The 21,895-nt window shown below is 55.2% G+C and carries 17 protein-coding genes, 1 tRNA gene and 1 pseudogene; 10 read left to right on the plus strand and 9 right to left on the minus strand.

The genetic code is table 11. The features are described from left to right. The first annotated feature begins 62 nt into the window (after positions 1 to 62). Positions 63 to 851, plus strand: coding sequence for a methyl-accepting chemotaxis protein (locus BT119_RS27800; RefSeq protein WP_371124105.1), 789 nt, complete (start codon positions 63 to 65; stop codon positions 849 to 851). A gap of 163 nt (positions 852 to 1,014) precedes the next feature. Here the strand turns inward: BT119_RS27800 and BT119_RS09015 are convergent, their stop codons facing one another. Then, complete coding sequence (locus BT119_RS09015; protein WP_003365686.1) at positions 1,015 to 1,278, minus strand: hypothetical protein; 264 nt, start codon at positions 1,276 to 1,278, stop codon at positions 1,015 to 1,017. 126 nt (positions 1,279 to 1,404) lie between these two features. Beyond that, complete coding sequence (gene lldD / locus BT119_RS09020) at positions 1,405 to 2,547, minus strand: FMN-dependent L-lactate dehydrogenase LldD (RefSeq protein WP_072365443.1); 1,143 nt, start codon at positions 2,545 to 2,547, stop codon at positions 1,405 to 1,407. A 130-nt stretch (positions 2,548 to 2,677) separates the two neighbouring features. On the opposite strand from lldD, the gene BT119_RS09025 reads away from it, so the two are divergent. Then, the gene (locus BT119_RS09025; RefSeq protein ID WP_072365445.1) at positions 2,678 to 3,574 is read left to right on the plus strand and encodes a LysR family transcriptional regulator; all 897 of its coding nucleotides are present in this window, start codon (positions 2,678 to 2,680) and stop codon (positions 3,572 to 3,574) included. Between the two features lie 149 nt (positions 3,575 to 3,723). On the opposite strand, the gene BT119_RS09030 is transcribed toward BT119_RS09025, so the two are convergent. Next, a tRNA-Met gene (locus BT119_RS09030) sits at positions 3,724 to 3,800 on the minus strand. 1,701 nt (positions 3,801 to 5,501) lie between these two features. Here BT119_RS09030 and BT119_RS27805 point away from each other — a divergent pair. After that, the gene (locus BT119_RS27805; RefSeq protein WP_371124107.1) at positions 5,502 to 6,527 is read left to right on the plus strand and encodes a methyl-accepting chemotaxis protein; all 1,026 of its coding nucleotides are present in this window, start codon (positions 5,502 to 5,504) and stop codon (positions 6,525 to 6,527) included. Between the two features lie 63 nt (positions 6,528 to 6,590). Here the strand turns inward: BT119_RS27805 and BT119_RS09040 are convergent, their stop codons facing one another. The 3 genes from BT119_RS09040 to gmd all read right to left on the minus strand — a co-directional run bounded on the left by BT119_RS09040 (position 6,591) and on the right by gmd (position 9,746). Then, entirely contained in the window at positions 6,591 to 7,703 is a 1,113-nt protein-coding gene (locus tag BT119_RS09040; RefSeq protein WP_072365447.1) for a glycosyltransferase family 4 protein, read from the minus strand. A 115-nt stretch (positions 7,704 to 7,818) separates the two neighbouring features. After that, positions 7,819 to 8,715: a GDP-mannose 4,6-dehydratase gene (locus tag BT119_RS09045; RefSeq protein WP_072365449.1), complete on the minus strand. Its 897-nt coding sequence runs from the start codon at positions 8,713 to 8,715 to the stop codon at positions 7,819 to 7,821. Beyond that, the gene (gmd, locus tag BT119_RS09050; protein WP_003414986.1) at positions 8,715 to 9,746 is read right to left on the minus strand and encodes a GDP-mannose 4,6-dehydratase; all 1,032 of its coding nucleotides are present in this window, start codon (positions 9,744 to 9,746) and stop codon (positions 8,715 to 8,717) included. The genes BT119_RS09045 and gmd overlap by 1 nt, the downstream gene beginning before the upstream one ends. A gap of 510 nt (positions 9,747 to 10,256) precedes the next feature. Between gmd and BT119_RS09055 the strand changes: the two genes are divergently transcribed. The 7 genes from BT119_RS09055 (at position 10,257) to BT119_RS09085 (ending at position 19,518) form a co-directional block, all read left to right on the plus strand. Next, positions 10,257 to 11,051, plus strand: coding sequence for an ABC transporter permease (locus tag BT119_RS09055; protein ID WP_046236391.1), 795 nt, complete (start codon positions 10,257 to 10,259; stop codon positions 11,049 to 11,051). After that, positions 11,048 to 12,265, plus strand: a complete 1,218-nt coding sequence (locus BT119_RS09060; RefSeq protein WP_058445634.1) for an ABC transporter ATP-binding protein — start codon at positions 11,048 to 11,050, stop codon at positions 12,263 to 12,265. Before BT119_RS09055 ends, BT119_RS09060 begins: the two co-directional genes overlap by 4 nt. Further along, the gene (locus BT119_RS09065) at positions 12,262 to 13,926 is read left to right on the plus strand and encodes a class I SAM-dependent methyltransferase (protein ID WP_072365450.1); all 1,665 of its coding nucleotides are present in this window, start codon (positions 12,262 to 12,264) and stop codon (positions 13,924 to 13,926) included. Before BT119_RS09060 ends, BT119_RS09065 begins: the two co-directional genes overlap by 4 nt. Then, the gene (locus BT119_RS09070; protein WP_072365452.1) at positions 13,926 to 16,451 is read left to right on the plus strand and encodes a glycosyltransferase family 4 protein; all 2,526 of its coding nucleotides are present in this window, start codon (positions 13,926 to 13,928) and stop codon (positions 16,449 to 16,451) included. Before BT119_RS09065 ends, BT119_RS09070 begins: the two co-directional genes overlap by 1 nt. Before the next feature lie 272 nt (positions 16,452 to 16,723). Further along, positions 16,724 to 17,197: a GtrA family protein gene (locus tag BT119_RS09075; RefSeq protein ID WP_226439268.1), complete on the plus strand. Its 474-nt coding sequence runs from the start codon at positions 16,724 to 16,726 to the stop codon at positions 17,195 to 17,197. 9 nt (positions 17,198 to 17,206) lie between these two features. Then, entirely contained in the window at positions 17,207 to 18,061 is an 855-nt protein-coding gene (locus BT119_RS09080; RefSeq protein ID WP_072365457.1) for a polyprenol monophosphomannose synthase, read from the plus strand. Continuing rightward, positions 18,058 to 19,518: a hypothetical protein gene (locus BT119_RS09085; protein ID WP_072365459.1), complete on the plus strand. Its 1,461-nt coding sequence runs from the start codon at positions 18,058 to 18,060 to the stop codon at positions 19,516 to 19,518. The genes BT119_RS09080 and BT119_RS09085 overlap by 4 nt, the downstream gene beginning before the upstream one ends. 109 nt (positions 19,519 to 19,627) lie before the next feature. Here BT119_RS09085 and rfbA read toward each other — a convergent pair whose 3' ends face one another. The 3 genes and pseudogenes from rfbA to BT119_RS26735 form a co-directional block, all read right to left on the minus strand. Next, positions 19,628 to 20,509 carry a glucose-1-phosphate thymidylyltransferase RfbA gene (rfbA, locus tag BT119_RS09090; protein WP_072365461.1) on the minus strand — a complete coding sequence of 294 codons (882 nt, stop codon included), beginning with the start codon at positions 20,507 to 20,509 and terminating at the stop codon, positions 19,628 to 19,630. An 8-nt stretch (positions 20,510 to 20,517) separates the two neighbouring features. Then, on the minus strand, positions 20,518 to 21,423 hold the full coding sequence (gene rfbD / locus BT119_RS09095; protein ID WP_072365464.1) for a dTDP-4-dehydrorhamnose reductase: 906 nt from the start codon (positions 21,421 to 21,423) through the stop codon (positions 20,518 to 20,520). Further along, positions 21,420 to 21,873: pseudogene (locus BT119_RS26735) on the minus strand (GDP-mannose 4,6-dehydratase); the annotation flags it as partial. The gene rfbD and the pseudogene BT119_RS26735, both read right to left, overlap by 4 nt. Positions 21,874 to 21,895 lie beyond the last annotated feature (22 nt).

Below are 21,895 nucleotides of genomic sequence, written 5' to 3' on the forward strand. Positions count from 1 at the left end.
TGCATGCGTCCATCGCTGAGGTCTCCTCCGCAACGCTTCAGGTGCATGACCTGTCGCAGCGGGTGGTCAACTCCTCCAACTCGTCCATCGTCGGTTTCGATGAGCAGAGCGCCCGGACCAACAGCGTCGCTGCAGCGATCAACGAGCTGGGGGCTGCAACCCAGGAGATTGCCCGCAACGCATCGGACGCCTCGATCCAGGCCAGTGAGGCCCGCAATCAGGCAGAAGACGGTCAGGTAGTGGTCGAGAAGACCATCCACGCCATGAGCGCGTTGTCGGCCAAGATCAGTGATTCCTGCACGCAGATCGAGCAACTCAACGCCAGCACCGAAAACATCGGCCACATTCTTGATGTCATCAAAGGCATCTCGCAGCAGACCAACCTGCTGGCGCTCAACGCCGCTATCGAAGCTGCCCGCGCGGGTGAAGCCGGACGCGGTTTTGCGGTAGTGGCCGACGAGGTGCGCAACCTTGCGCATCGCACCCAGACATCTGCCGACGAGATCCACAAGATGATTGGCGGCCTGCAGACCGGCTCTCAGCACGCCGTACTCAACATGAATGAAAGTCAGACGTCGAGTCAGGAAAGTGTCGAAGTTGCCAATCAGGCCGGTAGTCGTCTACGCGATGTAACGCGGCGCATTGGCGATATCGACGGCATGAATCAATCCGTCGCTGCGGCGACAGAAGAGCAGACCGCTGTTGTCGAAACACTCAATATCGATATCAATCAGATCAACACGCTCAATCAACAAGGCGTGGCCAACCTTAATGAAACGCTCAAGGATTGTGCTGCGCTTTCGCAACAGGCCGGACGTTTGAAACAACTGGTCGACAGTTTCAAGATTTGACCGTATATCCAGTGACAGAGGCCGGGCCACTTGCCCTGAGTAGATGGCCCGGTCTGTAAGGGTGAGGGCTAGAAGCACCTGTGCGTAGGTGTTTTATCAAACCCGCCGGACGTTACAGCGTCATCCGCCCATAAAAAAGCCTGCTCAATGGCAGGCTTTTTGGTCAGAGATCTTTTTTAACTTCTTTATCGATATGCTTGTCAGCCTTGTGACGCTCTTTGTCGTCATGCCTTGCACCTTTGTCGACCTCGTCGGCGTCGTGCTTCACACCTTTGTCCACTTCCTTGGCGTCATGATCGACACCTTTATCCAGCTCACGGTTATCGTGTCGGACACCCTTTTCGAGCTCACTCTCTGCTAAGGCCACGGGCGCTACAGCACCCGCCAGGAAGAGGGCGGCGGTCATTGAGAGTACGAGTTTACGCATGCTTCGCTCCTTCATGAGAAATGCTGGCTCGTCTTGAGCCATCATTTTCGAGCATAGACCAGGCATTCAGAGTGAAAAATGCAGTTCGTCGAAAGGCCGACTCGAGTAACGATCCAGTCCCGGCCTTCAAGCAACTGTTTTAACAAGGATGCTTTCGTCGATCTGCTCAATCGATGTCACCCCGGTCAACGTCATCGCCACATGCATTTCCCTGGCAAAAATATCCAGCATATTCTCGACGCCACGCTGCCCATCGGCGCCCAGCGCATAGGCCATCGAGCGTCCGAGCAACATGCCTTTGGCGCCAAGAGCGAGCATGCGCACCACATCAAGACCCGAGCGAATGCCGGAGTCGGCCAGCACCGTCAGGTCACTGCCGACCGCCTGAACAATAGGCGGCAAGGCCTTGGCGGTGGACAGCACGCCATCCAGCTGACGTCCGCCGTGGTTGGATACCACAATGCCGTCCGCGCCAAAACTCAGCGCATCCCTGGCATCCTGCGGATCGAGAATACCCTTGATGATCATCGGGCCTTCCCAGAACTCACGAATCCACTCCAGATCCTTCCAGCTGATGGACGGGTCGAAGTTGTTCGCCAGCCAGCCCACATAATCTTCCAGCGTGGTGGCCTTGCCCAGGTATCTGGAGATATTGCCCAGATCATGAGGGCGACCGAGCAGGCCGACATTCAGCGCCCAGTCCGGCTTGGTCATGGCTTGCAGAATGCGTCGAGGCGCGGCATAAGGCCCGGACATGCCCGAGTGCGCATCGCGATAACGCGCGCCGGGCGTTGGCATGTCGACGGTAAAGACCAGCGTCGTGACGCCGGCTGCCCTGGCACGCTCCAGAGCGTTTTTCATGAAGCCACGGTCTTTGAGCACGTATAGCTGAAACCAGATCGCCTGCTTGCTCTGCGACGCTACCTCTTCAATCGAACACACCGACACCGTCGACAGGCAGAATGGAATCCGCTTGTTCGCCGCGGCCTTGGCTGCCTGAACTTCACCGCGGCGCGCATACATTCCGCTCAAACCCACGGGGCTGAGGACAATCGGCATGGCCAGGGATTCGCCAAACAGCCTGGTTTCAAGACTCACGTTATCGACATTTTTCAGGACCCGCTGGCGCAGGCTGATATCGGCCAGGTCCGAACCATTGGCACGCAGCGTGTGCTCTGCATACGCACCGCCGTCAATGTAATCAAACAGAAAACGCGGGAGTTTGCGTTTGGCCGCTGCACGGTAATCGGATGCCGAAGAAATAATCATGACGTTTTCCTGAGCGAATAAATCTACGAACCAAGGCCGCCAGGGGTGAGCGGCAGATTCAGATTACGGAAAAACCGACTATGATCAAAACAACTAATACAACTTAAATTCAGTCGGAAATCGAATACTTGTGAACCTTCGAACATTACGCACTTTTGTCGAAGTGGTACGTCAGGGTAGCTTCTCCCAGGCCGCTGACGTGGTATCGCTTACCCAGTCCACCGTCAGCAAAGCCGTCAAGACCCTTGAAGACGAATTGGGCACGCCGCTGTTGAGCCGCATTGGCCACCGCAGCGAACTGACCGCCGCCGGTGAAATCGTCTACCGCCGCGCCTTGACCCTGTTGGCCGAGCGCAACGATCTGCTGACCGAGCTCAACGACCTGCGTGGTTTGAAGGGCGGCGTGTTGCGCATCGGTCTGCCACCCGTGGGCAGTGGTGCGCTTTTCGCCGCCATGTTCACTCAATACCGCGCCCGCTATCCGGATATCGATATTCAGCTCACCGAACACGGCGCGAGCAAACTGCATGAGTGCCTGGCGTCGGGAGAAGTCGAGCTGGCAGCACTGCTGAAGATGAACTCGTTCAGTGAAGAGTTCGATTACCAGGATGTGCGTATCGAGCCGGTGGTGGTGGTCATGGCAGAGAACCATCCATTGGCCAAGCGCAAACGAGTCGTCATTGAAGACCTGGCCGAAACGCCATTTATCCTCTTCGAGGTGGGGTTTGCACTGAACACCATGATCAAACTGACCTGCGACCGCAAGGGCGTTACGCCCAAAGTGACTGCACGCAGTGGTCAGGTCGACTTTATTGTGGATCTGGTCTCGGCAGGACTGGGTGTCGCATTTTTGCCGAGGATGCTGGCGCAAAAGCACTATCACGACGGGATTCGATTGGTTGCGCTGGACGAGCCGGATACGGATTGGCATATGGTGTTGGCATGGCGCAAGAACGCGCACTTGTCACCTGCGGCCGAGGCCTGGTTGGCGCTCGCTAGGGAAACCCGTCTCCCGACGACGTCCTGAAATCCCGGAGGCGTGCTTTAAGCACACGCAGGGGGGGCTGGGAGGCATAAGAGGTGTGACAAAACGGGAAGTCCAGAAACAAGAAAGCCCGCACGAGGCGGGCTTCTTGTTGATTCACAGTGATCAGAAGAAAACTGTGAATCGGTACTTGGTGGCTACACAGGGACTTGAACCCCGGACCCCAGCATTATGAATGCTATGCTCTAACCAACTGAGCTATGTAGCCAAGTGGCGCGCATTATTCTCGGAGAACGCATATGTGTCAAGCGTTGTTGTGAAAAATAATTGCGTGCGATCAACCGGTTAGGTGGCAGCGCTTGTCGGAACGTCTTTCCGGGCGCTTACCGGAACAGGGTGTCGAGTATCTTCAGGTCATCGAATAGCACTCGGCCATCTCCCTTCGCTCCCTGAGCCAGGCCTTGGCGCCGTTGTCCGTTCGCGCTCATCGGCATCCTGTTCACGGTCCGGGTGCAGCGCGCTGGCCAGCTTGCGGCTTTTTTTGGCTTCTGTGAGCCTTGCGCCTGCTAGGCCTGCTTACCGAGCATCGGAATCAACTCTTCGATCCACATCTTTTCGCGGCTTGCTGAAATCGCGAGCCACTGCTGCAAAAGCTTGCACCTGGTTTCGAGCTTTTACGGGATAAGAAAATGGCTGCCGTAAAGCGCTTTTCCCGTCGGCTGGGCGGTCCGGTTCTTGCTTGGTTGTGCCTGATAGCTCGTTTGAGAAGCTTTTTGACGCCAAAAACAACGAATGGCGACACTTTGCGTATCAATCTGAGGCGACGCGTATCGTCATTGAAACAATAACATGGCATTTTGCTGCTAGTGTTTTTCCAACAAAAGGCATCGCCTCTGTTTGTGCAGATCTGGCAGGTGTTCACGGGGAGTCGCAGGACATGAACAGTCTTTTGTCACCAGGCATGCGCCTGATGGGACATTTTGGTTTTGCTCGCAAGTTTCAGGTCTTGTTCCTGCTGTTCATGTTGCCGCTGGCGGGCAGCGCGTGGGTCATCACCAAGGAGTACAGCAACAAGCTCGATGTCATTTCCGGGGAGCAATCCGGCGTGCGTCAGTTGCTGGCGCTCGACGATCTGAACATCGAGCTGTCCGCTCAGCGCGATCATGCCGCACGCTGGAAAGCCGCCGATATCCTGCGCGAGCCGACCCCGGCAGCGAAGGCGGCGATGGCCAACGTCGATGCGGGGATCCCTCGCATTGCCAAGGCGCTGGAAGGCGTTCAGGCCGCATTGGTCGAGGAAAAGGCGCCTGTCGATACCATGAACCGGTTCAAGACGCTTCAAGCCGCTGTCACCGGTCTGGACACGGCATCATTGCGCACAGTGGGCTGGTGGCCTGATGGCTATGACCGATTCACTACGGTGCTGAATCTGGTCCAGGCGCTGCGCGAGCAGATCGCGATGGACAGCGGTTTGATTCTCGACCCCTGGCTTGAAACCTACATGCTCATGCAGCTCTCCACCCAGCAAGTGCCGGACCTGATCGAGCGTATCGGCCGTCTGTCGAGTGTCGGGCAGACGTCGGTGGCATCGGGTCAGTTCAGTCTGCAAAGCCGTCTGCAAATGCGTGATCTGCGCGGTCGCATCGATGACTCCAAGGATCAGATGCAAAAGGCTGCCGGCCTGCTGCTGTCCAAGCTTCCCGAGCAGTTGCAGCCTTGGGCGGACAAGTACGCTGCAGTAATACAAGTGCTGGAGACGCAGCTTAAGGTCATTGATGACGGTGTTTTCGGCGGCAGCATCAAGCTCAAGCCTGAAGAGTTCGAAAAGAGCATCGACACCCTGACCGGCAGCACGGCAGATTTGCGCAGGCAATCGCTTGACGCGCTCAATGGACGTCTCGATTACTACCACGAGAGCTCCAACACCGAGTTCATCCCGATGGCAGTGATCTTCTGTGTCCTGGTGATCATGGCAATCTATCTGTTCGCCTGTCTGCAATCCTCGATCCGTAATAGCGCCAAAGGCATCACCACGCTGGCTGAGTCCCTGCGTGACGGCAATCTGTGTGTGGAAGTGGCTGTGCAGGGCCGTGACGAGCTTGCTGCCATCAGTCGCGCGCTGAACGTCGCGGTGGTGCAACTGCGTACCAGCCTGCTGGGCGTCAATCAGGAAACGGTTCGCGTCGGCGATGCGGTGCTGACGCTGAATGCCCAGTCCAGCGGAACGCTGAGCGAGGTCGAAGACCAGCAACAACAGATCAGTCAGATCGCCGCAGCAGCCACCGAGCTGGCCGCCACCTCCCAGGGCGTGGCCAGAAGCTGTGAGCAGGCATCGGAAAGCGCTCGGCAGACGCGTCAGATTGCTCAGCAAAGCAGTCAGGACAGCCAGCGCACCACTGACAGTATCCAGCAGCTCAATCAGCGTCTGACCGAGACTGCCGCCGCGCTGGGTCGGGTCAGCGAGCAGGGCCAGCAGATTCAATCGGTGGTGGATGCCATTCGCGGCATCGCCGAACAAACCAACCTGCTGGCCCTCAACGCAGCCATCGAGGCGGCACGCGCCGGTGAACAAGGACGCGGGTTCGCGGTGGTTGCCGATGAAGTGCGCAGCCTGTCCCAGCGTACCCAGGCCTCGACCGCCCAGATCGCCGGCACGGTCGACAGCTTGCGCTCCACCGTGACGCAGGCGGTCAACCTGATGGAAGCGGCCTGCGGGCAAGCCGTCAACGATGCGCAGTCGGTGACCGGGCTGGGCGTCCGCCTGGGCGAAATCGCCACGGCAGTGCAGGGTGTGACCGATACGCTGGCGCAGATATCGACCGCCGTGGAAGAACAGGCGTCGACCGCTGATGAAGTGAGCAGCAACATCCAGCAGGTCGATCAGGCCGCAGGGCGTTTGCTGCAAGGTGCCCGCGCAGTCAATCAGGCGGCGGATACCTTGAGTCAGGGCAGTCGGGCGCTGAATGACAATACGGCGCGGTTTCGGTTGGGGTGATACGCCAAATAGTCAGTAAAAAGCCCCAGTGATGGGGCTTTTTTATTCATCGAGAGATGACATTCATTTCAGCAGGCTTTGATAGACCTGCACAGTCGACGCGCACATCCTTTCGGCGGTGAACACCTCATGGAAGCGTGCCAGCGCGTTCTCGCCAAAGCGGGCCGCTTTCTGCGGGTCTTCCCACAAGCGGCGCATCGCTTCGCGCAACGCCAGCGGATTTTCCGGTGGTACTGCCAGGCCGGTTTCTTCGTCGATATTCACGTAGGTCGTGCCGGTGCCGATCTCGCAGGAGATCATCGGCTTGCCGTACATCGAGGCTTCAAGCAGCGAGATGCCGAATGCTTCCGAGCGTAGGTGGGAAGGGAAGACCAGGGCGTAACACATCTGCAGCAGACACGCCTTGTCTTCATCGTCCAGTCGACCGAGAAACAGCACGTTGCGCAGTTGCAGTTTCTCGGCCTGTTCCTTGAGCTCGGCCTCCTGAGGTCCGCCACCGAGGATCACCACCGGGTAATCAACGCCCTCCAAGGCACTGAGCAGTGTATGTAGGCCCTTGTAATAGCGCAGCACGCCGACGAACAGAAAGAACTTGCCCGGCACGCGCTGTTGCCATTCTGAACGTTTCTGCGCCGGGACCACCGGATAGGCCGACTGATCCAGCCCGTACGGCACGACCACGGTCTTGTCGGCGAAGGGTTTCAGGGTCTCGCTGGTCTGCAGGTAATTGGGCGAGGCCACCAGAATGCGGTCCATGCGTTTGAGAAACTGGTTCATCAACGGGCTGTACAGCTTCAGCAGTGTGCGCTGCTTGATGATGTCCGAGTGATAACTGAGCACCGTTGGCCGGCCATGGCGGGTGGCGAAATGCACCAGATCCATCAGCGGCCAGGGGAAATGAAAATGGACCAGATCGGCTTCCGCGGCCATTTCCCTGAACTGACTGAAGACGCTTGCAGAAAAGCCCGTGGACGCCAGATTGAAGTTTTCCTTCACGCGCGTGACCTGGTGGTCTGCGACCTGCAGGCGAGCGGGGGAGGGGGAGGGGCTCAGCGTCAGCACCTGGCTTTCTACATCCAACGCACGGCAGCCCTGAGCGAGCTGGAAAATGACCTGCTCTATCCCGCCGGTGGTGTCCGGGTAGTAGGTTTTGAAGAAGTGAAGAACCTTGATCATCGTCTGCCTGATTCAGCCATGCGTGCTGAGTCGTTCACCACGGGCTTTAAGGGTGTTTAAAAAGGAAAGGCCTGTCTACCAGGTAGACAGGCCTTATTTTGTAACTGCCCACCAATCAAGCGGAGGGCAACATCCAGCTCAGGGTTTCCCGAAGCGGCGGGGTCTCCCAGTCGTGGACCAACGCACGCAGGCGAGCGTTGTTGCCGCACAAGGTCTTGACCTCATTGGCCCGGACAAACGCAGGGTTGACCTGAACGTCGATATCCTGGCCAGTGATTTCCCGGCACATGTCGATCACTTCGCGCAGCGAGTGCGTCACGCCGGAGCTGACGTTGATCGTCTGTCCGACCGGGCAGGCTTCCAGCAGACCACGGTAGGCGCTGACAACAGCGCGCACATCACTGAAATCACGCCACACATCAAGGTTGCCCAGTTCGATGGTGCTGGCCTTGCGTGCGAAGTGCGAAACGATCTTGGGCAGCAGAAAGTTCTCTGCCTGCCCGACGCCGGTGTAGTTGAACGGCCTGGCGATGACAATGGGCAACCTGGCGTGCCAGAGGCTCGCCATGTATTCCATCGCCAGTTTGCTCACGGCATAGTCATTGGCCGGTGCGGGCGGAGTCGTTTCATCCAGCATGCCGGATGAAGCATTGCCGTAGACATTGGCGCTGCTCGCCAGCAACACACAGTCAGGCACCTTGCCGCAGGCATCGATCGCTTCGAGCAGGTTGCGGGTGCCGATCAGGTTGACCTGATAGAAAGCATCCGCTGCCCCATGCCCGACGAACGCCAATGCTGCGAGGTGCACGACGATATCCGGCTGAGTGTCTGCCAGCAGCTTGCGAAGACCTGCCACGTCTGCCAGATCCACCTGGTAGTAGCCTGGACTGTCCGAAGGCTGACTGCCGACGCCAAGGACTTCACAGCCCTGGGCGGCAAGCTCGTTCGCCATGAAACGGCCTGTAAAGCCGTTGATTCCGGTGATCAGTGCGCGCTTGCCGGCAATACTCATCAGAACGAAAAGCCTTTTTCATTACGACGCAGATCCGCTTCGACCATCATGCGGCACAGCTCTTCCAGATTGGTCTTCGGTTCCCAGCCCAGGACTTCCTTGGCTTTTGCAGGGTTACCGATCAGCAGCTCGACTTCGGTCGGACGATAGAACTTCGGATTGACCGAAACCAGTACCTTGCCAGTGTCTGCGCAAATGCCTTTTTCCGACTCGGCTTCGCCTTCCCACTTGATGGTCACGCCAGTGGCCTTGAATGCCATGCTCACGAAGTCGCGTACGGTTTCAGTGCGGTTTGTGGCCAGGACAAAGGTGTCCGGCTCATCAGCCTGCAGCATGCGCCACATGCCTTCGACGTATTCCTTGGCAAAACCCCAGTCGCGCTTGGCGTCCATGTTGCCCAGTTCGAACGACTCGATCAGGCCCAGTTTGATCTTGGCAACCGAATCGGTGATTTTGCGGGTTACGAACTCACGGCCACGCAGCGGCGACTCGTGGTTGAACAGGATGCCGCTGGTGGCGAAGATGTCGTACGACTCACGGTAGTTGATGGTCATCCAGTGAGCGTAGAGCTTGGCGACGCCATACGGGCTGCGCGGGTAGAACGGAGTGCTTTCTACTTGCGGGATGGCCTGGACCTTGCCGAACATCTCGGAAGTCGATGCCTGGTAGAAACGGATCTTGGTGTTGACGATGCGAATGGCTTCCAGCAGGTTGACTGCGCCGATGCCGGTGATTTCGGCAGTGGTCAACGGCTGTTCGAACGACACGCCCACGAAGCTTTGTGCCGCGAGGTTGTAGACCTCGGTGGCGCCCGTGGTTTGCAGCAAGCGAATGCTGGCAGACAGGTCAGTCAGGTCATACTCGACGAGATGCAGATTAGGGTTGTTCTGGATCCCGAGCTCTTCTATGCGCCAGAAATTGACGGAGCTGGTACGGCGATAGGTGCCGTAAACGGTATAGCCTTTTTCGAGCAGCAGCTCAGCCAGGTAAGCGCCGTCTTGACCAGTAATGCCGGTAATGATTGCTTTCATGCTATGTCTTTTAACTCCATCGAGGAACGGGGCCCCGGGTTATTCTCGAGGCTTGTACTGTATGTCTGGTGTGCAATGATACAGGTTAGAAAGCCTATATACGACTGTTTCACCCATAGATCCTTAGCTTTCAAGAGTGAGTGATCCGCGATCCCGAGTGTCTGGCGGTGCAATCGCTATGGCCATGAGGCATCATTGGGAGTCTTCAATCTCCGTGATTTTCAAGCTGGCGCAGGCTTGCCCGAAAATAGCTGATTTTTCGATGCTTTCCACCGTCAGACCCGGCTGGACTTCATGAACAATTCAACTATAAAGCGGGGATTTGTAGACTAGACGGTGACTATTCCAGCGAAGGCGATATAGTGCGCCCCCAGAAACCTTTTCTGCTTTTTACGTATCGCGGCTTCTTAAGCCTCTCACAGGGCGAGCCTCGATTGAGGCCTTGAGTAACGTTGCGCGAAACGGAAACACTCAGGGTAAGCACGACTTCACCCTTTTCAGGAGTCATCAATGTTGGAGCTGTTCAGAAGCCTTTGGGGTTACCGGGGATTCGTCTTTTCATCTATACGCAATGAGTTTTCCGCACGATTCTCCCGCAGCCGCCTGGGTGGCCTGTGGATGATTATCAACCCGCTGGCACAGGTTGCGATCTACGCGCTGGTTCTCTCCAACGTTCTGGCTGCCAAACTACCTGGCATCGACAACAAGTATGCCTACGCGGTCTACCTGATGGCCGGTATGCTGGCCTGGAGCTATTTTTCTGAAATCATCGGTCGTTGCCTGACGCTGTTCATCGATCAGGGCAACCTGATGAAAAAGATGCGCTTTCCGCGTATTACATTGCCGGTGATTGTCGCGGGTTCATGCCTGCTCAACTACGTACTGCTGTTTGCCGCCATCTTGCTGGTCTTCGCAGCGTTGGGACAATGGCCGCACTGGCAAATGTTGTGGCTGATTCCGCTGACCATCGTGATCACTGCGCTTGCTGTAGGTCTGGGGCTGATTCTCGGCGTGTTGAACGTATTCATACGCGACGTCGGTCAGGTCATTCCCATTCTGCTGCAGGTATGGTTCTGGTTTACCCCGATTGTCTACCCGCTCAACATCATCCCTGAGCAATTCAAGAGTGTCATGGGCATCAATCCCATGTTTCCGATCGTCAGCGCCTATCACGATGTTCTGGTTTATGCGCGAGCGCCTGATCTGCAAAGTATGGCCGTCACTGCCTCTGTTGCTGTTGGGTTGATGCTGTTGGGCCTCTTCATGTTTCGCCGGGCGGCGCCGGAAATGGTGGATGTACTATGAGCCTGCTAAGTGTCAATAATCTGGGTAAGGCCTATCGCGTCTATGCCTCCGAGTTTCAGCGTATCGCTCGCTGGTTTGGGCTAAGTACCAAGCCCAAAGAGGAACATTGGGTTCTCAAACATATAAGCTTTTCGATTCACCCGGGTGAGGCTATAGGCATTGTCGGACAGAACGGCGCGGGCAAGTCGACACTGTTGAAAATGATAACTGGCACCCTGCAGCCGACTGAAGGCAATGTGCAGGTCAATGGACGCATCGCTGCGATTCTTGAGCTGGGAATGGGTTTTACCCCTGATCTGACTGGCCGTCAGAATGTGTATCATGCGGCAGGCCTCATGGGCTTCAATGCCGACCAGATAGATACCGTTATCAGCGAGATTGAAGCCTTTGCGGAGATCGGAAGCTATTTCGATGAGCCGGTGCGCACCTATTCGAGTGGTATGCAGATGCGTGTGGCATTTGCCGTCGCTACTGCCATCAGGCCTGAGATCCTTATTGTCGACGAGGCCTTGTCGGTAGGTGACAGTTATTTTCAGCACAAAAGCTTTGACCGCATACGCGAGTTTCAAAAGCAAGGCACAACCCTGTTGATCGTGTCGCACGACCGTGGGTCCATTCAGGCATTGTGTAATCGAGCGATCCTTCTTGAAAAAGGCACCGTCATCAAGGATGGCAAGCCCGAAGAGGTCATGGACTTTTACAATGCTTTGATCGCTGAAAAAGAAAACGCCACCGTGCAGACTCGAGAGCTGGAGGAGGGTGTTGTGCAGACGCGGTCAGGTAGCGGCGAGGCCACAATAGGCCCCGTGACTTTGCATAACGCTGCGGGCGAACGCATTGAATATGTGTCTGTTGGTGAGCCGGTTTCATTGCGTATTAACGCTCAAGTGAATAGCGCTATCCCCGAGTTGGTGGTGGGTTACCTGGTCAAGGACCGACTTGGACAGCCGGTGTATGGCACCAACACTCACCACATGGGGTGCAAGGTTGTTGATCTACAGGCGGGCGAGTCGCTGGACTACGTGTTCAGCTTTGCGGCCAACCTCGGTCCGGGCTCTTACTCGATTGCGGTAGCGCTCCATACAACAGACAGTCATTTATCACGCAACTATGAGTGGGTGGACCTGACGCTTGTGTTTAACGTAGTCAATATTTCGCAAAGCGAGTTTGTAGGACTGGCTTGGCTGCCGCCTGTTGTGGAGTGCAATCGATGACCCTTCCTTTCTATCGCGCCTTTGAAGACCGCCATCGTGGTTCCCGTGAGTTGATTCGCGAGCGGCAACAGGCATTCTTTCCGTTCATTCAGCCTCTCGAAAGACTGTATCCAGCGTCCAAGGCTCTGGATCTTGGCTGTGGTCGCGGAGAATGGCTCGAAATCTTGATTCAGACAGGCTTCGCTCCGCTCGGTATCGATATGGATAATGGCATGCTCGACGCCTGCATCGAACGCGGTTTGCCCGTTGAACTGGATGATGCACTGAGTGCGCTAAAAAAGATGCCTGACGAAAGTCAGGCACTTGTTTCAGGTTTTCATATTGCAGAGCACATACCCTTCAAGGATCTGAAAGTCCTGGTTGCAGAAGCACTGCGAGTTTTGAAGCCGGCAGGACTATTGATTCTGGAGACGCCCAACGCAGAAAATCTGGTAGTGGGCACGCAACATTTCTATCTTGATCCGACCCATGAACGCCCGATTCCGCACTTGTTACTGGATTTTCTGATCGAGTTCTCTGGGTTCAGTCGTTCTAAGCTGATGCGCCTTCACGAACCTACGGCATTGGCAGAGGGTGGTCCCGTTGATCTGATGGACGTGTTGGGGGGGGCTAGCCCTGATTATGCGATTGTCGCTCAAAAAACGGCATCAGATGAACAGCTCGAACGTTTTGATAATGCGTTTTCGACGGACTATGGCCTTCCGCTCAATACGCTTGCCAAGCGATATGATGAGCAGACCTTGAGTCGACTGCAGGAGATTGAACAGCGCAATCAGAACCTGGAAGCTCTTTTAAAACAGCTAACGATTCAGAGCGAGCAAGCCAAGCACGACATCGAACATGCCGTGCAGCACAGCGAGCAATTGGAAGTCGTCGTTCATGAGCTTGGAGGGCGTACTGATATAAATTACGCACGAATGGAGGCTCAACTGCAAGCGCTTCACGAACGTATGGATACCCAACTTCAAGAACATCGTACGTACATGAACGCGCAGTTACGAGAGATTGGCTTGCGCGCTGATCTTGCGGAGTCGCGCTACCACACTGTGCAGTTGTTGCAGGAAGATACGTTCCATCATTTAAAGCAGGCAGAGGATCGTATTGATGAAGCCTTGGCCACCATAGGGCAGCTCCAGACCAGGATTGAACTCCTGACTCGGGATTCTTTAACTGATGGGCAGGCAGAGCAGGCTCAGGCGCAAGCGCAACTTGACGATTTGAATGCACGTTTGAATGCGTCGCTGGGCAATGCACATCACTGGTGGTTGCGCGCTACAGCCTATGAGCAGCAGTTGAATGCGGTACACCGGAGCACGTCTTGGCGCCTTACTGCACCGCTGCGGTTCATCGCGCGCTGCATTTACTGGCCGTTCCGCCGCAGTCGTCCTACGCTCGGCCAGGCACTGCGTCGCACCGTTCCACATGCGCGGCTGTGGCTGGCACGTAGACCAGCAATCGAACGTCCAGTCCTCGCTGTCTTGAAATCCAGTCCTTGGCTTCACGCCAAGCTGAGTGGAATGCATCAAGCGACTGTGAACCCGGCACCTGAAACCATTATCAGCGATCCACCGCACGGCGTGATTGATCACGCACCACTGACCCAGCGAGGCCGCACCATCGAGAATGCCCTCAGGGAAGCTATGATTAGAGGGCAAGAATAATGCGCATCGTAATTGACATGCAGGGCGCACAAACAGAAAGCCGGTTCCGCGGTATTGGTCGTTATAGTCTTTCTCTGGCGATGGGTATTGTGCGCAATCGTGGTGACCACGAGGTTTACCTGGTCCTCAACGGTATGCTTAGCGAAAGTATTGAAAGCATCCGCGCAGCGTTTGTCGGCTTTCTGCCGCAGAGTCATATACGTGTATGGTATGCCCAAGGGCCGGTATCTGACATAGATCCGGCCAATGGTGTCAGGAGGGATGTGGCGCAGCGGATTCGGCAAGCCTGCATCAGCGACTTGAAGCCGGATGTAGTGCATGTCACTAGCGCAGTCGAAGGGTATGGCGACGATGCGGTCATTGGCAGCCCTCTCCTGGACACGACATCGTTGGTCAGCTCGACACTGTATGATCTGATCCCCTTCGTGAGTCCGGAGAAGTACTTAGACAACAATCCCGTCTACAAAAAGCATTATCTGAACAAGGTTGAGGACTTCAAACACTACGGTCTTCTGCTTTCTATTTCGGAGTTTGCGAAGGAAGAGGCGCTGTCTCTGCTACCGCTTGATGACTCCAGGGTCGTCAATGTGTCGACAGCCGCAGACGATGTTTTTCAGCCGGTTGCTTTGAGTATTGATGAACGCGCCGATCTTGAAAAAAAGTTCGGCCTGCGAGAGAGGTTCGTGCTTTATTCCGGCGGAGCTGACGAGCGCAAGAACCTGCCACAACTGATCAGAGCGTTTTCAATGATCAAGGCGGAGCAGAGCGACATTCAGTTAGTCTTTGCAGGAAAAATGCCAGATTTCCATGTAAACACTTATCTGGCACTCGCCGAAGAACTTGGCCTGAGCCCAAATGATGTGGTGCTAACGGGCTATGTCACTGACGCTGAGCTGGTGGCGTTATATAGCTCATGTCAGGTGTACGTATTTCCGTCTTGGCATGAAGGTTTTGGTTTGCCACCGCTCGAGGCGATGAAGTGTGGTGCGCCGGTAATAGGTGCCAATACCTCTAGCGTGCCAGAAGTCATCGGTTGGCATGACGCGACGTTTGATCCGTTCGACGTCAAGGCGATTGCCGAGAAAATCCGTACCGTACTCACCGATGACTCGTTCCGAAATACCCTTGTCAGCCATGGTCTGCAGCGTGCCGAGAAGTTCTCATGGGACCGTACTGGCATTGCCTCGGTCCAGGCATTCGAACAGGCTCTGGCCAATTTCAGATGTTCGGCGGACAGAATTTCGCCGGAAAAAGATAGTGCATTGGCTCTGGTTGACGCCTTGGCCGCGACAGGGCACTTGGGCTCTGGAGATCTGGATATCTCGCGCCTTGCCAAAGCCATTGATTTTTCTTTGCAGGGCCCCGCAGATAAACCAACGCTGTTCGTTGATATCTCGGAATTGTGCAAACATGACGGCAAGAGCGGAATACAGCGAGTTGTACGCAGCATCCTGGCCGAATGGCTGAACCACGCTCCTGAGGGCTATGTTATCAAGCCGGTTTATACGAAGGCAGGTGAGCCTTTTTACCGGTATGCAGCGCAGTTTACGACATTGTTTCTGGGTAAGGAGGCCAGTGAAGCAGAAGAGGACGAAGTCATCAGCTACCGTGCGGGTGATACCTACCTTTGCCTCGATCTGTTGATGGATGTTCTGCCACATAAGCAGACTTATCTGGATACGATGCAGGCCCATGGGGTCAACATCTTCTTTGTTGTCTACGATCTTCTGATTCTTCAACTGCCGCACTGTTTTGTTGACAGTCTGCAGGCGCATTACGTGAAGTGGATTCACGCAGTTGCCCAGTATGATGGCGCGATGTGTATATCTCATGCGGTTGCAGACGAAATGCGCGAGTGGCTGGAGCACAATGCTCCCGCGCGTACTCGCCCTTTCCGCATAGGCGCTTTCCATCTAGGCGCCGATATTGACCAATCAATGCCGTCGACCGGCTTTCCGGAAAATCCCGCACTTCGCATAGAGTCGCTTGAGCCGTTCCCGCACTTTCTCATGGTGGGTACACTTGAGCCCCGTAAGGGACACGCACAGACGCTGGACGCGTTTGAGCTGCTATGGGCGGCAGGTGTCAAGGCTAATCTGATCATCGTTGGCAAGCATGGCTGGCTGGTGGATGATCTGGCGGCGCGGCTGATGAGCCATGAGCAACTGGGCAAGCAATTGCTGTGGCTGGACGGGGTAAGTGATGAGTACCTCGAGCATCTCTATAACCATTCAGATTGCCTGATAGCAGCTTCCTATGGTGAAGGCTTTGGTCTGCCATTGATTGAAGCAGCGCAATACAAGCTGCCGATCATCGCGAGAGACTTGCCTGTATTTCGCGAGGTGGCGGGTGAGTTTGCTTGGTATTTCAATGGCGCGAGTGCACAGGACGTCGCCGATAGCCTGACTGAGTGGTTGATTCTTTTCGAGCAGAAGCAACATCCACAGTCCGGCGAGATGCCTTGGCTTACCTGGAAAGGTAGCGCGCAGCAGCTCATTGGCGAGATAGAAAAGTACGCTTTTTGAAACGCTATTCTTGGCTCAAGTTCTGATCATGTGCTGCAGGAGTAGTCCTGTGGCCTGAAAATGGTGTGAGATTTAGGTTGTTTTGCTTGCTCGTAGGCGTTCATCTGGACCTTGTACGACGTGGCGTGTGTTGTCGTTTGGTCTGGTTGTAACGTCGTGTTGCTTGCTAGATAGGCCTAAAAACCCTATCATTCCGGCCTATTTTTTGGGCGATTTCTGCGCGTTAATCAGCGTTTGTCAGCGTCAAAACCCTCCATACGGTAGTGAACAGCGTGATACCTAATTTAATACGAAGAATCGCCAACCTCGCTTACAGAATTACCCGAGGGATATTTCCCTTATCACTCATCTCATTCCTGATCGTTGGATCACTTGGTGTTCTGGTACACATGAGTGTTCTCAAAACACTCATGCTGACCTCGACGGACAGCTTCCGGTACGCCAACGCTGGAGCGATGATCGTTGCTGCCAGCTTCAACTATCTGATGAACAACAAGTCGACCTACCGTGAGACAAGCCTGGCCGGCAAGCGAATCATTGCCGGGTATTTGATCTATCTGACGATCACTTCTCTTGGGCTGGGTTTGAGCTTGCTGATTTCTGGAGAGGTTTACGACCGGATACAGATGCCTATGATTTCCGCGCTGTGTGGCATCGTGGTGGGTTCGCTCTGGAATTATTTCATGTCCTATAACTTCGTTTGGAAAATGCTGTCTCCAAAACCCAAACCAATTGAACAGAATTAAGCAAAAATAATGAAAAAATTGATTTTTTTTGCCACCTACAATGAGGCAGGCAACGTAACGTCCATGATCGAGCGGATCACCGCTGCCGCACCCGATGCGGATATCCTTGTGGTCGATGACAGCAGCAAGGACGGCACCCTTGATATTCTGGCCACCTTGGCCAGGCCAAGCCTGAAAGTGATCGTACGTCCCGGAAAACTTGGTTTGGGTACTGCGCATCTTTTGGCGTGGAAGTATGCGATTTTTCATTCATACGACATTCTTGTCACCATGGATGGCGACCACTCCCACGACCCCGCTGACATCCCGAAGCTGATTGGCGCTCTTGATGCGACCACTGATCTGGTCATCGGCTCTCGTTACGCTGAAGGCGGAAAGTGTGATTACACAGGCTATCGTCTGCGCGTCAGTCAGGCAGCAAACAAAGCCGCCAGGCTATTGCTGGGCATCAAGTTGACCGAGTTCACTACCTCTTTTCGCGCGTTTCGCGTCAGCCGGTTGAATGCAATCGACTTCGACACGCTGGTCGTGGGTGGCTACTCATTCTTCCTCGCGGTGATTGTTCAGGCTTATCGACATGGTCTGAAACTATCTGAACGTCCGATCCACTTCCATGAGCGCAATGCTGGTGTGTCGAAGATTCCTCCACTGGAAATCTTCCGCGGCATCGCTAATTTGCTCAGGCTGACGGCAATCAGTCATTTCACCAAGATTTCTCCTGCTGTGAACAACGTGATAATGAAATGCGAGAAGTGCCAATGTGAATTCTCGCTGATCAAAGTAGATCAGCCGAACTCAAAAGATATCAAGGACGACGTTTGTCTGAGCTGCGGTAACCGTCAGCATGGTGCGAAAAGCGCATGACAGGTACCTCTACCAGTGATGATCGTCGCAAGCTGCTTCTGGGTGTCCTGCTTATAGTAATGTCTGGAGTCATAGCGGGTGCGGTATTCCCGCTTACCCAGGCGTTAGCCGGCTTTCAGGATGGCGATGGGATCCTGACCTCGCTGATGTCGACCCAGAAGTTGACCTGGTATTTCTGGGGCCAGGACCGCCTGCTGAATTTCATACCCGCACTGGCCTCGCCATTTACAGATGTGGAGACCAATTTGAGGGTGCAGGTTTTCTTTCGCAGCCTGTTCGCGTATCTGTCCCCGTTGGGCATATTGATCTTCTTCAACAGGAGCCCGAAGTTTCTGCTGGTCGCAATTGCAATTACCAACGTCATATTGCTGGCTTGCCTGAGCCAATACGCTCATTTCAATTTCTATGTTCAGCACAATACGTTCGGTACATCGCTGGTCATGCTGGCCTTCGCTTACGCACTGACCTACTCAAAACTACCAAAGCCTGTTATTGCTGCCATTGCATTGTTTGTGTGCAGTGTCGCTTACGCCACTAACTATGCGTTACTGACCTACGCGATCCCCGCGATCTTTCTGCTTGGCGTCTTGAGGTGGCCTTCCTGGAAACGATACCTTTCCTTTTTTGTCATCAATTGCCTGGCGGTTCTGATCGCGCGCTATCATAGCCAGACCTATGGCGTGGCACCTACTGAGCTAGGTCTTTTGATATCGCTTCAGGCCGTCATTGATGCCCTGCATGTCATTTATCAGAATCTTAAACTTGGCGCATTTCTGCTGTTCCTCGCTATCACATTCGTTTGTTATCAGATATCGGCAGAGAAAAAATTTCTTGAATTAAGCGGCGTGTTGTGCGTAGCGTTGGCCATCGTTGTACTGTTGGCCAACACACTATGGGTTCAAATGAACCTACATAACATACGTTATTTCCTGACCAGCGAACTCATCATCGCCAGTGTGTTCGGTTTTGTCATCACCCGTACACTCATGCTGGGTCGGTACAAGTACGCACTGCTCATCCCGGGGCTTGCACTGGTGTACTGTGTATTTTTTCCTCTGGGTGGTTTCACAGCGACTTATAAAGAGCTGGTTGGTGCACCATGGCGCTCCAATTCCAGTGCCGTGGCCAATGTGGCTGTGGAAGAAAAAGCCGAGGTCATTGCTGGTGCTTTCTGGGACGTCTGGCCCGCTGTATTCGAAACCAAGCATCTGCAGCCTGATTTGCCGGTCTATGGCGCTGCGTTTCGTGGCGGAGTCCTCAGAGATGACTTCCTGGCAACGACAAAGGGCAAGGGCGAATTTACGGCGCTTTGCTTCTTCGACACCACTGAGCTTTGCGTAAACGAAATCGTTGGTAACTTCGGTGTCACAGGTGATAACCAACTGGTTGTCAAGAAGGCCGAGCCTATCGTTGTAGGTGAGAAAAAACTGCTCAAAATGGTGCTTGAAGTCAACTGACTCCAGATGTAACTCCTGTCAGCAGCGCTAAACAGCGAAAGGGCGCGATGCCGTTAAAAACGGTATCGCGCCCTTTATCGATCTGGCATCTCGAACCGCCAGATTCAGATCAGAAGACCTTTTCCTTCAGCACATTCTTCAAATACTGGCCGTAGCCATTCTTGATCAACGGCTGTGCAAGCTTTTCAAGCTGCGCACCATCAATCCAGCCCGCGCGGTAGCAGATCTCTTCCGGGCAGGCGACCTTCAAGCCCTGGCGCCTTTCCAGCGTGGCGATGTACTGGCCGGCCTCTAGCAGGCTGTCATGCGTGCCGGTGTCCAGCCAGGCATAGCCACGCCCCATGATCTCGACGTGAAGTTGCTTCTGCTCCAGATACAGCGTGTTGAGATCGGTGATCTCCAGCTCGCCGCGTGGGGAGGGCTTCAACTGACGTGCCAGATCGACCACCTGATTGTCGTAGAAGTACAAGCCGGTGACGGCGTAGTTCGACTTGGCAACCTGCGGCTTCTCCTCCAGCGACAGCACTCGGCCGCTGTCATCGAATTCGGCTACGCCATAACGCTCGGGGTCCTGCACGTGATATGCGAAGACCGAGGCACCCGACTCACGGTTGCTGGCATTGAGCAGCAGCGACTGGAAGTCATGGCCGTAGAAAATGTTGTCGCCCAGTACCAGCGCCGATGCATCGTTGCCGATGAAGTCTGCGCCTATGGTGAACGCCTGAGCCAGGCCATCCGGGCTTGGCTGCACGGCGTAGGTCAGGTTCAGACCCCATTGGCTGCCGTCGCCCAGCAGCTGCGAGAAGCGTGGCGTGTCCTGCGGTGTGGAGATGATCAGAATGTCGCGGATCCCGGCCAGCAACAGCGTGCACAGTGGGTAGTAGATCATCGGCTTGTCGTACACCGGCAACAGCTGTTTGGAGACAGATAGCGTGGCCGGGTGCAAACGGGTACCCGATCCACCAGCCAGAATGATTCCTTTACGAGCCATGAGAGTCCTTAGCGCTGGATTTCGTCCAGCATGCGTTGTGCGCCTTGTTGCCAAGACGGCATCTTCAATTGAAAAGCAGTTTCTAGTTTACTCAAAGCCAGCCGCGAATTGCGCGGGCGCGGTGCCGGCACTGGATACGCTTCTGTGGGGATGGCGCCGATCTGGTCGGGCGCTACCTTCAATGCCACGCCATTACGTGCGGCGTGTTCCAGAACGAACTGTGCAAAGCCGTGCCATGACGTCTCACCGGCAGCAGCCAGGTGATAGATGCCTGCCAATGCTGCCGGGTTCTGATCAGCGCGCACTCGATGCAGAATCTGCGCAGTGACGTCGGCGATCAGTTCGGCACCTGTGGGGGCGCCGTATTGGTCCGCTACCACGTTCAGCGAGTCGCGTTCGGCGGCCAGGCGCAGCATGGTCTTGGCAAAGTTGTGGCCGCGCGCCGCATACACCCAACTGGTGCGCAGTATCAATGCCTTGGCACCACTGGCCTGAATCGCCTGCTCGCCCATCAGCTTGCTACGGCCATAGACCGACAACGGACCGGTTGGCGCGCTTTCCTGCCATTGTTCTTCACCACTGCCATCAAACACATAATCAGTGGAGTAGTGAATCAGCCATGCGCCCAGTGCCGCAGCCTCTCTAGCCAAAACGTCTGGAGCTTCGCCATTGATCAACATCGCCAGGTCCGGCTCGCTCTCTGCCTTGTCCACAGCTGTATAGGCCGCTGCGTTGACGATCACATCAGGCGCCAGCGCACGAACCGTGGCGGCCAGGCGTTCCAGATCGGCCAGATCACCGCACAGGCCATCGGCACCCTGACGATCCAGCGCAATCACCTCGCCCAGCGGTGCCAGAGCGCGCTGCAGCTCCCAGCCAACCTGACCATTCTTGCCCAGCAGCAAAATCTTCATGCGTCGCTGACCTCATACTGTTGCACGATCCAGTCACGGTAACTTGCATCCATGACGCCACCTACCCATTTCTGATTGGCCAGATACCATTCCACGGTCTTGCGAATTCTGGTGTCAAAGGTTTCCACAGGCTTCCAGCCCAGCTCGCGTTCAATCTTGCGCGCATGATCGCATAGCGACGGTCATGGCCATGGCGATGGGTCACATATGTGATCAGCTCTGCGTAAGCTCTGACCGGCTGGCCGGTCTTCCGATTGATGACCTCAAGCCCGGCGGCTGGAGCCAGTTCATCGAGCAAGGCACACAGGGTCTGGACAATATCGATATTGGCCTTCTTGTTCCAGCCGCCATATTGTAAGTCTAGCCTAGCGCATCGACTTCCAGAGCACGGCGAATACCGCAGTAGTGATCTTCTACGTACAACCAGTCTCGGAACTGTTGGCCATCACCTTAGACCAGTAGCGCCTTGCAC

This window comes from Pseudomonas sp. NFACC10-1, assembly GCF_900119195.1.
Taxonomy (GTDB): domain Bacteria; phylum Pseudomonadota; class Gammaproteobacteria; order Pseudomonadales; family Pseudomonadaceae; genus Aquipseudomonas; species Aquipseudomonas cerasi.

Coding starts and splice junctions, on each gene's coding strand:
- lldD (WP_072365443.1), bottom strand. CDS start 2,547: ATGATTATTTCTTCGGCATCCGATTACCGTGCAGCGGCCAAACGCAAA.
- BT119_RS09085 (WP_072365459.1), top strand. CDS start 18,058: ATGACAGGTACCTCTACCAGTGATGATCGTCGCAAGCTGCTTCTGGGT.
- BT119_RS09055 (WP_046236391.1), top strand. CDS start 10,257: ATGTTGGAGCTGTTCAGAAGCCTTTGGGGTTACCGGGGATTCGTCTTT.
- BT119_RS09040 (WP_072365447.1), bottom strand. CDS start 7,703: ATGATCAAGGTTCTTCACTTCTTCAAAACCTACTACCCGGACACCACC.
- BT119_RS09080 (WP_072365457.1), top strand. CDS start 17,207: ATGAAAAAATTGATTTTTTTTGCCACCTACAATGAGGCAGGCAACGTA.
- BT119_RS09060 (WP_058445634.1), top strand. CDS start 11,048: ATGAGCCTGCTAAGTGTCAATAATCTGGGTAAGGCCTATCGCGTCTAT.
- BT119_RS09070 (WP_072365452.1), top strand. CDS start 13,926: ATGCGCATCGTAATTGACATGCAGGGCGCACAAACAGAAAGCCGGTTC.
- BT119_RS09065 (WP_072365450.1), top strand. CDS start 12,262: ATGACCCTTCCTTTCTATCGCGCCTTTGAAGACCGCCATCGTGGTTCC.
- gmd (WP_003414986.1), bottom strand. CDS start 9,746: ATGAAAGCAATCATTACCGGCATTACTGGTCAAGACGGCGCTTACCTG.
- BT119_RS27805 (WP_371124107.1), top strand. CDS start 5,502: ATGGCAATCTATCTGTTCGCCTGTCTGCAATCCTCGATCCGTAATAGC.
- BT119_RS09015 (WP_003365686.1), bottom strand. CDS start 1,278: ATGCGTAAACTCGTACTCTCAATGACCGCCGCCCTCTTCCTGGCGGGT.
- rfbD (WP_072365464.1), bottom strand. CDS start 21,423: ATGAAGATTTTGCTGCTGGGCAAGAATGGTCAGGTTGGCTGGGAGCTG.
- BT119_RS09045 (WP_072365449.1), bottom strand. CDS start 8,715: ATGAGTATTGCCGGCAAGCGCGCACTGATCACCGGAATCAACGGCTTT.
- rfbA (WP_072365461.1), bottom strand. CDS start 20,509: ATGGCTCGTAAAGGAATCATTCTGGCTGGTGGATCGGGTACCCGTTTG.